Below are 16366 nucleotides of genomic sequence, written 5' to 3' on the forward strand. Positions count from 1 at the left end.
TACGCAATGAATATCATCTCTGGGAGCCGGATGTGGGAAAACTACAAGTCCGGTTCTGCAGGGGTTTCATGGCAATGAATTACTTTATTTGAAAGGAAATAAAAGTCATGTCTCTACCTACCAAAAATATAAAAAAAAGAAAATTTATATCAAATTTAGTCAAAGGGTTTGGAACAACATCTATTGGAATCACAATCAATTCTTATGTTGAAAGTGATAATGATATTCTTAAAAAATTTATGAAAATCTCTGAAAATTTAACGGGTGATCATGAGCTGGATTTAGAGCTAGGAAAAAAATACTTTGAGCACTTAGTTATGGCTAATAAACAAAATAAAAGAAAAATTATAGAGCTTTATGCCTATAATCAAAATCAAATTCCTGAAACAAGAAGAGATTTAAAAAAATTGTCAAAAGAAATATTAATTAGTTGGTTTACAGGAATTGTCAAAGTAAACGGAATAAGTCGTTTAGTTACTTACACAGGTTCTCATACATGGACAAAACTAAAAGGAATGAAACCGCAAGGGTTTTGTGGAGGAAAATTTGGATATTGGTCTAAAAAACCAAAGTTAACTTAGTTGTCATATGATTTTTCTTCAGCAATTTCTTTTAGCAAATTTAAGTCCACAATATTAAAATCAGAAATATTCCCCTCAATGGCCCCCATTTTTTTTAGTTCTGAAAAAACCCTGCTAACAGTTTCTGGTGTCATATCGGAAAGATCTGCAAAATCACTTCGATTTAAATAGGCTCTTTTCACATTATCTCTATTCATAAAATAGGGGTAAATTTCTAAAAAACAAGCAGCAAGGCGTTGCTTTGCTGTTTTATATCTTACACCTTCAATTCGATTGTATAACATGGAAGAGTGCCGACAAATCCTTCTTAAAAAATCTAAATAAATAGAAGAGTTTTTTTTCCCTATTCCTGAAATAGCCACATTGGGGACAGACATGAATTCACAATGTGTTATTGCAGTACATGTTCTTTCATAATAAGGATATTTTGCAAACATTTCATAAATACCAAAACAATCACCTTCTTTAGCCAAGCCGCTTATAATAGATCTATTTCTGTCACATTCTTTTGAAAATTTAACGCAACCAGAAGTTATAAAATAAATGGAATATGCTTTTTCGCCTGCTATAAATATATTTTGTTCTTTTTTTACCCTTAACTCTGTTGAACTTTGAATTAGTATCTCTAATTCTTCTTGGTTTAATGAAGGGAAAAGTGTCATAAATTTTTTAGCAGAATTCATTGTTTCATTTTTTTTCACAAAAATATCCTTCATTTAAAACCATATTTTTAATAATCAAGCCATTCTTCCCATGTTTTCCCGTCATGTTTATCAAGTAAAGTTGGAATAATTTTCTCCGATGAAAGTTGTGGAAAAAAAGGTTTTACAGACTCATCTAAAACAAAAACAAATCCACTTCCTCCAAATGAAAAGTCTAACCTACTGTGTAAAATTTCATCTTTTGTAAGTTTTGTTAGATTAAAAACATGTGTTAACTTACCTGAAAAAATTGTTTTCTCTATTTCAAGACCTAAATTTTTTATAATAGCTTTTGTATATAAAAATTGAGTGTCATGAATAAATTTTGAAATAATACCTTCTTCTTTATATCTCTCCATAAAGTTATTTTCTAAAATAAGTTGAAACTCCTGAATCCAATTTAATGTGTTGTTTTCATCACGACCTGTCATAAATAAACAAATCGGAGTTAAACATCCTCTTCCATGCCATAAACTACAAAGTTTTGCTACTTCTTCAGTAGAATAATGTAAATTAATTGTTAAGCTGTTTTTAATATCACCTTGAGGTATTAAATGCGTATTTTTTCCGCTTAAAAGTTTTTTAAAAGTATGTATTGTTGTATCAGTACCAAAAACAATGACGGAATCAAAATCTTGATAATCTTTTGAAATAGATCGTGATTTTTCAATAACGATTTCAGTTGGGAAAAAATAGGGTTTTAATTTTTCTACGAGGTCTTCAATTTTTGATCTTATTTTATTAGCAAATGGATCTTCATTTCTTAAGCTTGGCAATTTTATATGAACTGATTTTGCTCCCATTAAGGAAGCTACTCTTGTTGGATAAAGCCACGCAATTGGTATATTTGCAGATGAAATAATAAGTATATTTTTTTCTGCTAATTTTCCAGAATTTTTAACTTGAATTTCATTCCAGCTTATTAAAGAATCTGCAAGATCAGACCAGCAATATGAAGTCCAAAAAGATGGATTTAAGGTTTGAATAAATTTGTGAATATCTTCTTGTGATTTAAATTGTTTTTGGGAAGTTATGGGGCTAATTTGGGAATCTTTAATTTCATTTTCATTTTTAATGTCTAGAAAGAAAAAGCTATCTTTTACATTTAAACTACAGCCTTTTAAAGTAGCATCAGGAGCTCGTCCTCTTAAATCAAAAATACCTTCTTTTTGATCAATAATACAAGCAATATCTTCGGTTATAATAGATGGCCAAGATTCCATATTTATGAAATCAAAAAAGGCTAAAAAGCCATATTCCCCTTCTCCAAGAACTCTATTTTCATTTAAGTTAACAACAACGGGTGTTAAAGTTTCATTACATTTAAATGAACCATCATGTATTTTTTTCAATGACCATGCTTGTGAGCTTAACTCACACATTCCATATTCAGATAAAAACGAAAAATCAGAAGGATTACTATAGGACTCTTTAATAATTTGAATGGTTTCTTGAAGATTAAAACTTTGTGTTCGTCCCTTTGTACCACCCGTATCAATTATGTTGAGTTTTTGTCCTTTGAATATTTGTGTTAATTTATTTTTTTGAACATATTCTGCTACAATTAAATGATGAAATGTTGTTCCAAATATAATTATATTTTCATTATATTTTGGATTAAGTAATAATTTTTCAATGTTTTGTGGGTTTGATTCAACATCACAGTATTCTAAATTAAAACCATTGTGTTTAAACATTCCAATCATGGCAGCAATCGAACTTTTAGTCCAAATATCTGCTGGTGGAATAAGGCTGATAATAGGAATATCTCTTTTTAAATGATGTAAGTCTAAAAAGCGCTCAAATCCGAGACAAGAATTTTTTGAATATAACTCTAATCTTTCTTCCGTAAAAATATGCTTTGCCTGAATTGAGTTTGTGCTACCGCTGGAATAAAAAATGGTATCTTTATCCGAAGCAATTTGTGTATGTAAATTGAAGTCTCGAAAACAACGAATAGGTAAAAATGGAATTTTTGTTTTTAATTCGGATGATGTAAAAAAAATGTCAGTAAAAAAATTCTGGAGTTTAGGATTTAAAGCAATTAAACTTTGCTTTTGTTTCATCATTTTTTGTAATATTTCAGTAGAGAGAAACTCTTTCATAAATAACCTGCTATTGTATGTGTCGCTGTTAAAAAGAGGAGCGAAGTCTGTTCTACATATCAGCTCCGATGGAGATCCTCAATCGGCACTTGCTAAGAATGCGGATTTGCTTTAATTGTATGCGTGTTTGGTTTCTATTTAAAGGGTCATAAATGCAAAATATCTCATCCAACGTTACATCAAAAGTAAATAAGCCTAAGCAACATAAATATTCATTACTTGGTTTCTTTTTTCTGTTTTTAGGATTTGTAATTTTAGATCAATCTACAAAACTTTGGTCTGAAAAATTATATATGGTAAATTCTTCTTTAACTGATATCAGAAATTACTCACAAATTTCTGATTCAATTTTTAAGATTGGTTCTTCTCAAAATTGGTTGAGCTTTGATACGACTTACGTTCGTAACACAGGAGCTGCTTGGGGGTTTTTAGGGAATTTACCTGAGAACATAAGGCCATACTTTTTTTATGTTTTAACTAGTATCGCAATGCTTATTATTTTAATTCTTTTTTTTAAGACAAATACAAAACAAACGATGTCTCGTTTAGGTATTGCTTTTATTTTTTCAGGAGCTGCTGGAAACTTTATTGATAGAGTGTGGTTGCATTATGTAATAGATTGGATTCATTTTAAATGGGATATATTGGGTTGGAATTATGATTATCCTGTTTTTAACGTAGCAGACTGCGCTGTTACTGGCGGTGTTATCATTTTGATATTAGATGCTATTATTGATGAAATTCGAAATCGAAAAGCAAAGAAATTGGCAAAAGGTTGACAAATACAGATTTCGGTAAATGTTCCATTGTATTCTGGACTTTCAGAACTTAATGGAGATTTAGATATGGCACAGCAGTTCCTTAAAAATTCTACCCACCGAGTTAATGAAATATTTCAATCAGGTATAACAGAAGCATTGAATGCTCAGGTTAAAATGTTAATTCCTGAGTTTTTATTATTTGCTATTATTGAACAAAAAGACTCGATCGCGTTAAAAATTGCAGATGAATGTAAATTAGATGAAGTTTTAGTTAAAACATCTATTATAAATGGAATTTATGATAGCATCAATCAACTTCAAAAAAAACAGGATACCCATTTTTCTCAGTCTCGCGATCCAACAGGAATGTATGGATCTCCTGAAGTTGCTTTTTTATTAGAAAGAGCAGATTTCGAAAGAAAAAATTTTGGTGATGCCTATATAAGTACTGGTACTTTATTTCTTGCCTTTTTTGATTCGAGATTAAGTTCAAGAGATATTCTTGTAAAAGCAGGATTAAATTATGAAGAAGCAAAAAAAGCATTATTAAATGTTAGAGGAAATCATAGGGTAACAAATCGGGATGATGAAGCAAAACAAAGTGCTTTAACTCAATACACAAGAGATATTACAGCAATGGCTCGTCGAGGCGAGTTGGATCCTGTTACTTCTCGCGATTCTGAAATTGAAAGAGTTGTTCAAGTTTTATCAAGAAGGAAAAAGAATAATCCTGTCTTAATTGGAGAACCAGGAGTAGGTAAAACAGTAATTATTGAGGGTCTTGCTCAGCGTATTGTTGATCTTGAAGTTCCTGATCATCTGGTTGGAAAACGTGTTTTAAGTCTTGAAATGGCAGATCTTGTTGCTGGTAGTAAAATGCATGGAGAGTTTGAAGAGCGTTTGAAAGCTGTAAAAGAAGAAATTATCGCTTTAGAAGGACAAGTTATTTTATTTATCGACGAAATTCATACAGTTGTTGGTGCAGGAAGAACTTCGGGTTCTTTAGATGCTTCCAATATTTTAAAAAGCTCGCTTGCAACAGGACAGCTTCAATATGTTGGAGCAACAACATTTAAAGAATACAAACAATATATAGAAAGTGATCGAGCTTTAGAGAGGCGTTTTCAACCGATTCGTATTGAAGAACCTTCTATTGCCAATGCAAAAGAAATTTTAAAATCGATTGCCGTTAAATATGAAAAGCATCATCAAATTCAATACAGTCCTGAAAGTTTGGATGCCGCTGTTGAATTAAGTAACAAATATATATTTAGCAGAAGTCTTCCAGATAAGGCTATAGATTTAATTGATGAGGCTGGTGCTTTAAAAAGAATTAAAGTGGTAAGCATTCCCCCAGATATTCAAAAACTAGAGCAAGAAAAAGCAAAAAAAGATATTGAAAGAAATGATTATTTTAATCGCCAAGATTTTGCAATGGTTGCCAGTGCGCAAATGGAATTATTAAATCTGGAAAATAAAATATCAGAACGCAGAAAACAATGGGAATCAGAAATGAAACAAGAAGAACGTATTGTTACTTCTGATGATATTGCCGAATTGGTTTCTAAGGTAACAGGTATTCCAACGAAAAGATTACAAGCAGAAGATCTTGAAAAATTAGCACATATAGAAGACGAATTATCGAAAAGACTCATCGGACAAAAACAAGCTATCGTCTCTGTTGCGAATGCACTAAGAAGAAATAGAATTGGTTTGCGTGAGAGAAAAGCGCCTATTGGAAGTTTTTTCTTTTTGGGACCAACTGGTGTTGGTAAAACAGAGCTTGCTAAAGCTCTCGCTGAATATGTTTTAAATGATGAACAACGCTTGTTACGTTTTGACATGACCGAATTTATGGAGCGTCATGAAACTTCAAAATTAATCGGATCTCCCCCAGGATTTGTCGGGTATGGAGAGGGTGGACAATTAACTGAAAAAGTAAAAAGACAACCTTACAGTGTTTTGCTTTTTGATGAAGTAGAAAAGGCACACCCTGATGTTTTTAATTTATTTTTACAAATATTAGATGACGGAAGATTAACCGATGCGGAAGGACAGAAAGTAAGTTTTGAAAATACACTTATTATTTTTACAAGTAATTTAGGTAGTGAACATATCAGTTCAAATAAACGATCTGTGGGTCTTGGTGGGTTTGATAAAGATCTTTCACATAGTGAAGTAAGTGATTTGGTTACAGGTGAGCTTAAAAAAGCATTTAAACCAGAGTTTTTAAATCGGCTTGATGAAATTATTGTATTTGAGAAACTAAATAAAGATGATATAAAGAAAATTCTGCAATTAAATTTAGATAAGTTAGCAAAAAAAGTGAAAAACCAAGGTCTCGATTTTAAAATTTCAAATGAAGCACAAGAGTTTTTGGCAGCAAGAGGTTTTAGTTCTTTAAATGGAGCCCGTCCTTTAAGAAGACTTTTAGAAACAGAAATTGAAAATAGAATTGCCCAAGAGATTATTGTAAAAGGAAAAAATAAAGAAACAGGTTTTGTTAATGGCAAAATATTAAACGTTGTTTTGGTAAAAGAACCTAACCAACAAATTAAAGTAACTATTGAATAATTAGGAATAGATAATGGAATCTTTAAAAGATTTTTCTAAATTAACAGAACTTATTTCAGAAGTTGAAAATATTAATGCAGCATCTTCTGTTTTATCTTGGGATCAAAATACTTTTATGCCATCCCTTGGTACTACTGGACGTGGAAGGCAACTTGCTACGTTAGGTAAAATAGCCCATGAGAAATTTACAAATTCAGAAATTGGAACATTGTTAGATAAATTAAAGACATTTGAAAAAGATACACCTTATGATTCTTTTGAATCTTCTTACATAAGGCAAGTCAGAAAAAACTACTTGAAAGCCATTCAAGTTCCATCCCAATTGATTTCTGAAATCATTACAAATCAATCAAATTCTTATGAAGCATGGATTAAAGCAAAAGAACAAAATAATTTTAAATTAGTCCAGCCTTTTTTAGAAAAAAATTTAGAGTTATCTAAAAAATATGCAAATTGTTTTGAATATAATCATATTGCAGATCCTTTGATAGATAATTATGATGGTGGCTTTACAACAACAAAAACCAAAGAAATATTTCATCAACTTCAAAAAGATTTAATTCCTTTTGTTAAAGAAGTATTAAATCATCCCAAAGCGGATGATTCTTGTCTAAAAAAACATTATCCACTTGCTTTACAAGAGCAATTTAATAAAAAATTAATTGAAGATTTAGGCTATGACTTAAATCGAGGAAGAATAGATACCACCCATCATCCTTTTATGATCTCATTTTCTCATGGAGATGTTCGTATTACGACTCGATACCAAGAGAATTTTTTAGCAGAAAGTCTCTTTAGTACCATTCATGAAACAGGACATGCCTTTTATGAACTTGGAAATGATATTTCATTAGATGGTACCCCTCTTTTTGGTGGAACATCATCTGGAGTTCATGAAAGTCAATCACGCCTTTGGGAAAATATAGTGGGTAGAAGTTATGCTTTTTGGGAATACTTTTATCCAAAATTGCAAAAGTTTTTTCCCGAGCAACTAAATGCTGTTTCTTTACAAGAGTATTATTCTGCAATTAATAAAGTATCAAATTCCCTAATTCGAACAGATGCCGATGAACTCACATATAATATTCATGTTATGATCCGTTTTGATTTAGAACTTCAAATGCTTGAAGGGAACTTAAAAGTAAAAGACTTACCCGAAGCTTGGAATGCACGTTACTTAAGTGATTTAGGGATGACTGTACCAAGCGTTTGGGTTGTTTACAAGATGTTCATTGGTTTTGTGGCCTTATTGGAGGCGAATTTCAAGGATATACATTAGGGAATATAATGAGCGCTCAATTTTTTGAAGCTGCAGAAGCAGCAATTCCTTTATTATCAAATGAAATTAAAAATGGTTCTTTTGGAAATTTAAAAAAATGGCTTGAAGAAAATTTATACCAACATGGTAAGAAATATAATGGTCTAGAAGTATTGAAAAGAGCAACAAAAAGAGACCTTACAATTGATCCCTATATGCGTTACCTTAAGAAAAAATATCCTATCAAATAAATGACGCTCTATTAATATCTTTCATGTTTATAAAATTGCAATTAAGACGAAAGAGTTTTCAGCGTTACTCAGCTTCATTACAAATGACCCCTATGGAAGGGGGAAAAGGAAACCTCATATTGGACTTCAGCGCTTAAATTCTGCTGTTTGCCTAGGGATGGGTTTAGGTTCTAAGGATGGAACCAATGGTTGCGATTTGTAAAAGAGTTGAGTAGCGCTTTTTATATATAAATATATTTATATATTTTTTGTTTTTTATTTCAGTTCGTATAGGAATCAGAATTTATTATGACAAAATTATTTGTTATTTTATTCTGCACAATTATATTTATTTCAAAATCTTACGCTTTAGATTCTCAGGCAAAACAGATTCAAATCAATTGTTATGTTGATTTTGAATTTAATCAAACGAATTTTAATGGAAAAAAACTAGATGAATGTATTCGAAAATATTTTTTAAAAAATGAAGTTATTTCTATAGATGTATTTGCTTCAAGTGATTCTTTTGGTAAAAGAAATAGAAATAAAAAATTATCTGAAGATAGAATTCTGTCCATAAAAAAAATATTTAATCAAAAATTATCCTAAAATACCCGTGTCTATATATGAACCTGAGGAAGAAAAACAGTATAGTTCTATGGGAATTGTTCGTCTTAAAATGGTAGATAAAAACTCTAAATTAGGGAAGTATCTTTTAGCTAAAAAAAATAAGCAATATGATTCATTAAATTATTTTTCATTTTTAAGCGGTGCTGGTTATTCTGCAGCAAATATTAGTGATAATAATTATACGGGTTATAATGCTTTCTTAAAATTTATGTTTCCATTTTCTCAAGATTATAACTGGTTTTATGGGGTAGGGGTAAGGTACCAAAACTTATCTTTTAATAATAATTCAAAAATAAATAGCAATTCGGATATTAATTTTAATTCATTTCAAACAGGACTGGATTTAGCTTATTTTTTTAAAACAAGTTTGATAGACTTTGTGTTAAACCCATTCGCTTATTTTGGATTTTATAATTCTTTAACTCGAACAATCACTCAATCAGATGGAACGACAATAACGGCAGCCCCTTCTATTATGAATCATATTAGTTTAGGTGCGAATGCAAATGTTTTATTTAAAACATCTCATTTTTATTTTGGACCTGGAGTATCTTATTCAACTTCTTACCTACAATTTAACAATTACCAAGATGATAATGGTGTTTCGTATAATGGCATTTCTAACTTTTACAAATCTTGGAGTCTCAATTTTACATTAGGTTGTTATTTATAAGATTTTTCTAACTATCCTGAATTTAAAGTGAATTATAAATTCTAGATCTTTCGTTTATAACTGTTTAAATATATGGCAATTAAAGTTGGTTTTTTTAAGCAAAGGAATTGTATTCAAATTGAATTGAATTTCAAGTTGCTTTTACAGGCTTTTCCCGATACAGAAAAAGGGTCTTGTGAGCTCTTTTTACTCTTATTTATGGGTTAAACATATGGAAAGCGAACTTCTCATATTTTCAGGTAATGCCAATCGTGAATTAGCAAATAAAATTTGCCAATACCTTGATGTTCCGATTGGAACAGCTTTAATAGGAAGATTTTCTGATGGGGAAACCCGTATTGAAATTGAAAGTAACGTACGTGGGCGCGATGTTTTTATCATTCAGCCAACTTGCAGACCAGCGAATGAAAATATCATGGAACTTCTTATCATGATAGACGCTTTAAGGCGCGCTAGTGCTCAAAGAATTACGGCAGTAATTCCATATTATGGTTACAGCCGACAAGAACGCAAAAGTACTCCAAGAACACCTATTACCGCTAAATTAATTGCTGACTTACTAGTCAGTGCCGGTGTAAATAGAATTTTAACAATTGAACTTCATACGGGAGCTATTCAAGGTTTTTTCAACTTACCTGTTGACCATCTCTATAGCAAACCTGTCTTTGTAGAACACTTCGCTAAGATGAAACTTGATAATCCTATTATCGTATCTCCTGATGCGGGTGGCGTGGAAAGAGCTCGTGCCGTTGCCAAAGTGCTTGGTTGTGGTCTTGCTATTGTGGATAAACGCCGCGATCGCCCTGGTGACTCCCAAGTTATGAATTTAATTGGTGATGTTAGGGATAAAACAGCAATTTTATTTGATGATATTTGTGATACAGCGGGTTCTTTAACTTCAGCTGCCGCTGTTTTGCGTGAAAATGGTGCCTTAAAAGTGTATGCAGCAGCAACACACGGTGTTTTATCAGGGCCTGCAATTAACCGTTTAAATGACAGCTGTATTGAAAAATTATTTATTACAGACACCATTCCTCTGACAGACGAAGCCGCAAAATGCACTAAAATAGAAGTTTTAAGTGTTTCCGAGCTTTTAGGAAAAGCAATTCGTAGAATTCACAATTCAGATTCCATCAGCAATCTCTTTATATAAGGGTTAAATTGTGGAAAATATTGATTTTTCTTCTTTGCCCTCTTCTTTATTTGAATCAAAAGTTCAATTAACAGAAGGTTTACAATACCTTGAATTTGAAGGGGCGAAGATCGCTTTCGATTTTTCCCCATCATTGCAGCCTTGTGAAAATTTACTAGTACTTGTTAATGGTTATCAGCGGAATCGCCTCGATTTCAGAGCTTTTCGCAAAAAAATAGAGAAACTTTCTCCAACTACAGCTACGATTGCCTTAGACAATCGTTTTTGTGGCCAAACGACAGTAAATTCGACAGAGCCTTTAACAGTAATGTGTATGGCTCGAGATGTAGAAGCCCTTTCTGCTTTGTTTTGTAAAGCTCTTCAATTAAATACCTTTTCTTTACTTGGAATTAGTATGGGAGGCATGATTGTTCAAACTCTTGCTTCTTATCATTCTCAAGTAAATAAATTGTTTTTAATAAGCACAACAGCGGGAGGAAAAGGGCGGACTTGGCCTGTAGAGGTGAAAGATCCTCTTGCTTTAGAATACAAAAATCATTATGAAAACTTGGAATCTACAAAAAAACATATGGCCCGTTATTTTGGGAAAAGGTTTTTAAAAAACTCCTCATTATTGTTTGAAATGATGTGTAAAACTCTTGTAAAGTCAAAATCCGATGAACAAGATAATAAGGATGCTGAAATTCAATTTTATGCATCAGCATCTTTTGATAGATCAAATCATTTATCCGAAATTAAAGCAAAAACATTCATAATTTCTGGTGATGAAGATCAAATTATTCCTGTTGAAAATGCATCGTATTTAAGTAACAACATTCCAGATTCTTCATTGACTATCTATAGTGAAGTTGGTCATTTAATTTTAATTGAAGAACCTGAAAAATTTGCAATTGATATTAGCAATTTTTTGAAATAAGGAATTTATGTCTCAATTACTCGCTATCCATATGAATGAAAAAGATTGGTCGGAATGGTTTGTGGCAAATGGTGACAAATCATTTCGAGGCAGACAAATTATGGATTGGATGTACATTCGCCACAATTTTTCTCCTTTAGAATTTTCAAATATTCCAAAAATTTTAAGAGAGAAATTAAATTCAGAATTTAATTGGTCTTTACCACAAATTGATACTTTGTTACCTTCTGAAGATGGCAGTGAAAAAATCTTATTAAAACTTCAAGACGGTTTATTTGCAGAATGCGTTTTAATGCCATCTGACAATCGAGTTACTTTATGTGTAAGTAGTCAGGTTGGTTGTAAAATGGCTTGTACTTTTTGCCAAACTGGAAAAATGGGATTAACTAGAAATTTAACAATGGGTGAAATTTTAACACAAGTTGTTATTGCAAATAAAAGACTGATTGAGAGAAATATATTAAATCGATCGGTAACAAATATTGTTTTTATGGGAATGGGAGAACCTCTCGATAATTATGATAATGTAGTCAATGCATGTAAAGCTTTAATTGATCCTAAATTATTTGGTTTATCTAAACACAAGGTGACGGTTTCTACCTCTGGGTTAGTTCCAGAAATCCTTCGTTTAGGCAATGATGTTCCTGTGGCCTTAGCAATTTCATTGCATACCGCAGATGATTCGCAACGCTCTGGAATGATGCCTGTAAATAAAAAATATCCTTTAGAGGAATTAAAAAAAGCATTACTAGAATATCCTATTCAAACACGCCATGGCATTACTTTTGAATATGTGATGATCCAAGGTGTGAATGATTCCATTCTTCATGCAAAAAAATTAGTAAAGTTTTTGCATGGAATGAAAGCAAAAGTGAATTTAATTCCAATGAATCCGCATCCTGGTGCTGTTAATATGGTCGCTACAGATTTTGATCAAATGCGTGTTTTTCAAAAATATTTAACAGATAGATCCATTCCTGCTCCCGTAAGATACAGTCGTGGGCAAGATGTCAGCGCCGCTTGTGGACAACTTGCTGCAAAAAGAAAAGATGAAATCAATTTACCACCAAGGACTGTTGCTTTAGCAAGAAGACGTGAATATTTATCTGCTAAAACAAAAAATTAATTAAATTTTGCTGGATTTAAACCATACTTTTTTAATATTTTTTGATATTCCCCATTTTTTTTCATTTTCTTTAAACCATCAGAAAGAATTTTTGCATAACGAAGAGAAGTTGGTTTTGCTTTTGTAAAGGCTATATATACTCCCGCTTTTTTCCCAATGGTACCCGCCTCACTTATTTTATCATTTAATTTAGATTTTTTTAACGTGTATTCACCAACAATGCTTTCTTCTATGACAGCATCAATTTCCTTTTTGTTAACTTTATCAAGATTTCTTTCAAAGCCATTGTCGCCACCAGTGGCAGAAACTTTTTTTGCAAATTTGTTTAAGGTATCTATTGCTCCCCCATAAACGTAACCAATTGTGATTCCTAAAATGATATCTTTTAAAGACTCTGGGGTTTTGTATTTCCATTTGTTCCCTTTGAGAACAAAAAAACTATTTGTGCTTTTGCCAAAATCTTCTTCAGGAAAAAGATATTTTTCTTCTCTTCCCTCTTTATAAGCTGCTCCCATGGCATCAATTTCCCCTTTTTCTGTTCTTATCAAAACCCTAGCCCAGGGAGCTACAGAGGAGCTAAATTTAATATGATGTTCTGCAAATATTTTTAAAGCAGCATCAATAACAAAACCTTTTGAACCATCTAATTTTTCATCACAGGTATAAGGGCACCAAATATCTGTTTCAAACTTAATCTCTTCTTCTGCGGCAAATAAATTTTCAAAGATAAAAAATGAGAAAAAAAAGAGCGCATAAAATTTTACTTTATTGACATTCATATCTCATATTCCCCAAATAATAGATTTTAAGACATGATAAAATAAAAAAAGATTGAATTCTACTGTGGCATATTTGTCAGTTGAATAATTTTATAAATTACTTAAAAGTTATAAAGTAAAAGAGAAATAAAAAATGAAGTGAGTAATATTTTTAGGGTCATACCTTAATGATTAAAAGCGTAAAATCATCATATTGATTTTCATATGCATCAATAAAACTAAAAAAATCATTCCAAATAAATTTGATCATCTCTGGAATTTTATCAAATTTTAAGCTTTCATCTAATACGGTAACGAATTTAGATTGATAAATTAAACCATTTTTATTCATTTGCTCTAAAATACCGTCTGTGGTTGAAAAAATATAATGAATGGAGTCCGCAATTTTAATCTCATTAAATTCATACTTTTCATTTTCTATTATGCCTAATGGAGTATAGGAATTGATATTATTTAACTCTATTATTTTATTATGATGGTTGCAATAATATATATTTGGAAAACCTGCATTTATGATTGCTAATGTCTCTTCGTTTTTATTAATATAAATAGCTTTAAAAGCAATAAAGTTACAATTCATATTTTTTTCAACAAAATATAAGTTAAAATCTTCAAGAACAGCTTCAAAAGATTTTAAATCTAATATTTTTTTTAAGTGAAAATTAAAGAAAAAATCTATTTGATTCACTAATATCATAGCTCCGACACCTTTTCCAGAGACATCGGCTATAAAATAAATTCTTTTTGATTGTCCTAAATCAAAAATTTTAACATAATCTCCACTAAAATTAAAAGCAGGGTTTATTAAATATCCACAATAATCATCAGAATGTTGGCTTTTAATAAAATATTCGATTGTTTCTTTACTGTGTCTTATGTCGTTATCAATTTTTATTTTCACAGTAAACTCACTAATAAGATATTTGAACGCTTTATAGACTTCTTTTGTAATTTTGTTTAATTTACTCTCTTTAGTATCCTTGTTTGAATCTAAGTATTCCAATACACCAATTAAAATATTTTGCTGCGGTTTTATATACCTAAAATAGGTTAAAGAAATAAAAAGATAAAAAATTCCTAATACAAATATAAAATAAATTAAATTAGGATCGTACAAAGAGTTGTAAAGAATATTTTTAACAGAAAAACTGCTAACAAGAACAGTCCCATCTACAATATTTTGAGTATTATAAACTTTCATTTGATTAAAATTAAAACCAGATTTTATATTGGAGTGTTCATTAAAATGAAACCAACTGCTATTTATAATTTCGTCTTCTAAAGAATAATGTTGATTTTTTCTATCGACTAAAAAAAGATCGACATGTTTTGTATTTTTATTTAAATTCGTGACACTCTGAAATAATTTTTCTAAATCAATATCAATTGCAAATGTTCCTTGGTAGATCGAATTTTGAAATAAAGGAATTGTTAGAGAAAAAACTTTTTTATTTGTAATGGCGTCTTGATATATTGGAGAAATATAAGGTTTATTTATTGTTGCTGTATTTTCAAGAATATCTCCTGCATAAGATAGTTCAGAAAATTTATATGTAATAGGTTTCTTAATTTTGGGATGCACATATACAAATTTATTTTTAGAGTAATAATAAGTCCAAAGAATATAATCAATTTTTTGAAAATTTTTAATTTGTACGGATAAATGTTCAAGAGCTGAAAATTCATCTAAGAAGACATTTATTGGCTTATATAAAGAAATAAATGTACCAATTTCATTTGAATTGTAAATGTATCTGTTTAAAGAGTCTTTGCTGCTATTTCTTTTATCAAACTTATATTTATGGTCAAATTTTTTAAATGAAATAAAAGAATTTTTTAAAGTTACAATATGATTAGAAATATAATCTATTTGGCTGTTGATAATTTGAGAGTTTTTCTCAATGTGTTCTTTTTGTAATTCAATATTAAAGGATAACAATCTTAAAAATAAAATAAAAAATGCGATTAAAGCTAGCAAAACTGAAACAATAACACTTTTTATCAAAATATCTTTAATATAAATTTCAAAATCTTGATTTATTTTTTTAAAATCTGGGCTCATATGTTAAACTTCATAATGTTTTTTAAATGTTTTTTGTCATAAATAAATTGATAATTTTTTATAAGATTAAAAATTAAAAAAATTCCTAGCCCACCTTCTTCCATTTTATTAATATTATCTTCCATAATATCTTTTTCATTGTAATAATCATAAATATTAAACAAGTCTGAATATTCATGATATTCTATATTAATAGAATCATTATGAACATCAATTTCAATTTCTAAGGGCTTAATGTTATTTGATGTGTGGTTTATACTATTTGTTAAAAGCTCTTCTAAAACTAATTTTAAATTTCCTTTTTTTGTAACCTCAATGTCTAAGCTATTTTCAACAAAATTTAAAAAGCGGATGACATCCAATTTTGTTTTACTTACTTTATAGATCATAACTCATCCTCAATAAATGGAAGTATTTTACAAAAACCTGATAATGTTATAATATTTTTAACCATTTCGTTTTCAACTTTTAAAAAAATTTTATTTTTATCTGAATACACCTGTTTTGCGCATCTTAAAAGACTTCTTAAACCGACGCTACTAATGTAATTTACTTTTTTAAGATTGATAACAATTCTTTCAAAAGATTTATCATAATTACCAGTGAAATATTTATCAAAGTTTTCAAAACTTTCAATGTCTAAACTGCCATCGCAATCAAAATTTAATGTTTTTTCTTGTAATGTATGATTAATATATAGCATAATCTATCTCCTAATTTTGGTATGATCCCCGAAAAGTGGACTATTAAATTTCATAATTTTCTTCATATTCTAAAGGTGCATGATAATCAAGGGCAGAATGAGCACGAATTCGAT

General features: G+C 30.2%; 14 protein-coding genes and 1 pseudogene. 9 read left to right on the forward strand and 6 right to left on the reverse strand.

Annotated features, from left to right (window positions below):
• Window positions 1–107 precede the first annotated feature (107 nt).
• A complete protein-coding gene (locus tag ACIQ56_RS06610; RefSeq protein WP_397600279.1) occupies window positions 108–581 on the forward strand; it encodes a sugar dehydrogenase complex small subunit in 474 nt (157 codons plus the stop codon).
• On the opposite strand, the gene ACIQ56_RS06615 is transcribed toward ACIQ56_RS06610, so the two are convergent.
• Both ACIQ56_RS06615 and ACIQ56_RS06620 read right to left on the reverse strand, forming a co-directional pair.
• A complete protein-coding gene (locus ACIQ56_RS06615) occupies window positions 578–1282 on the reverse strand; it encodes a Crp/Fnr family transcriptional regulator (protein ID WP_397600280.1) in 705 nt (234 codons plus the stop codon). The genes ACIQ56_RS06610 and ACIQ56_RS06615 overlap by 4 nt on opposite strands.
• 29 nt (window positions 1283–1311) lie before the next feature.
• Window positions 1312–3387, reverse strand: a complete 2076-nt coding sequence (locus tag ACIQ56_RS06620) for a hypothetical protein (RefSeq protein ID WP_397600281.1) — start codon at window positions 3385–3387, stop codon at window positions 1312–1314.
• A gap of 152 nt (window positions 3388–3539) precedes the next feature.
• Here ACIQ56_RS06620 and lspA point away from each other — a divergent pair, with 152 nt between their 5' ends.
• The 8 genes and pseudogenes from lspA (at window position 3540) to rlmN (ending at window position 12708) form a co-directional block, all read left to right on the forward strand.
• The gene (lspA, locus tag ACIQ56_RS06625; protein ID WP_397600282.1) at window positions 3540–4166 is read left to right on the forward strand and encodes a signal peptidase II; all 627 of its coding nucleotides are present in this window, start codon (window positions 3540–3542) and stop codon (window positions 4164–4166) included.
• A gap of 66 nt (window positions 4167–4232) precedes the next feature.
• Window positions 4233–6722, forward strand: coding sequence for an ATP-dependent Clp protease ATP-binding subunit (locus ACIQ56_RS06630; RefSeq protein WP_397600283.1), 2490 nt, complete (start codon window positions 4233–4235; stop codon window positions 6720–6722).
• Window positions 6723–6735: 13 nt separating this feature from the next.
• A pseudogene (locus ACIQ56_RS06635) lies at window positions 6736–8231 on the forward strand (carboxypeptidase M32).
• A 288-nt stretch (window positions 8232–8519) separates the two neighbouring features.
• On the forward strand, window positions 8520–8819 hold the full coding sequence (locus tag ACIQ56_RS06640; protein ID WP_397600284.1) for a hypothetical protein: 300 nt from the start codon (window positions 8520–8522) through the stop codon (window positions 8817–8819).
• A gap of 7 nt (window positions 8820–8826) precedes the next feature.
• Window positions 8827–9513: a hypothetical protein gene (locus tag ACIQ56_RS06645; RefSeq protein WP_397600285.1), complete on the forward strand. Its 687-nt coding sequence runs from the start codon at window positions 8827–8829 to the stop codon at window positions 9511–9513.
• Between the two features lie 211 nt (window positions 9514–9724).
• Window positions 9725–10666, forward strand: a complete 942-nt coding sequence (locus ACIQ56_RS06650) for a ribose-phosphate diphosphokinase (RefSeq protein ID WP_397600286.1) — start codon at window positions 9725–9727, stop codon at window positions 10664–10666.
• Between the two features lie 10 nt (window positions 10667–10676).
• On the forward strand, window positions 10677–11582 hold the full coding sequence (locus ACIQ56_RS06655) for an alpha/beta fold hydrolase (RefSeq protein ID WP_397600287.1): 906 nt from the start codon (window positions 10677–10679) through the stop codon (window positions 11580–11582).
• Window positions 11583–11589: 7 nt separating this feature from the next.
• Complete coding sequence (gene rlmN, locus ACIQ56_RS06660; protein WP_397600288.1) at window positions 11590–12708, forward strand: 23S rRNA (adenine(2503)-C(2))-methyltransferase RlmN; 1119 nt, start codon at window positions 11590–11592, stop codon at window positions 12706–12708.
• Here the strand turns inward: rlmN and ACIQ56_RS06665 are convergent.
• The 4 genes from ACIQ56_RS06665 to ACIQ56_RS06680 form a co-directional block, all read right to left on the reverse strand.
• Window positions 12705–13487: a substrate-binding periplasmic protein gene (locus ACIQ56_RS06665; RefSeq protein ID WP_397600289.1), complete on the reverse strand. Its 783-nt coding sequence runs from the start codon at window positions 13485–13487 to the stop codon at window positions 12705–12707. The genes rlmN and ACIQ56_RS06665 overlap by 4 nt on opposite strands.
• A 157-nt stretch (window positions 13488–13644) precedes the next feature.
• Window positions 13645–15549, reverse strand: coding sequence for a SpoIIE family protein phosphatase (locus ACIQ56_RS06670; protein WP_397600290.1), 1905 nt, complete (start codon window positions 15547–15549; stop codon window positions 13645–13647).
• On the reverse strand, window positions 15546–15938 hold the full coding sequence (locus ACIQ56_RS06675; protein ID WP_397600291.1) for an ATP-binding protein: 393 nt from the start codon (window positions 15936–15938) through the stop codon (window positions 15546–15548). The genes ACIQ56_RS06670 and ACIQ56_RS06675 overlap by 4 nt, the downstream gene beginning before the upstream one ends.
• Window positions 15935–16252 (reverse strand): STAS domain-containing protein, encoded by a 318-nt coding sequence (locus ACIQ56_RS06680; protein ID WP_397600292.1) that lies wholly within the window; start codon window positions 16250–16252, stop codon window positions 15935–15937. The genes ACIQ56_RS06675 and ACIQ56_RS06680 overlap by 4 nt, the downstream gene beginning before the upstream one ends.
• Window positions 16253–16366 lie beyond the last annotated feature (114 nt).

The organism is Silvanigrella sp. (assembly GCF_044369315.1).
GTDB lineage: Bacteria > Bdellovibrionota_B > Oligoflexia > Silvanigrellales > Silvanigrellaceae > Silvanigrella.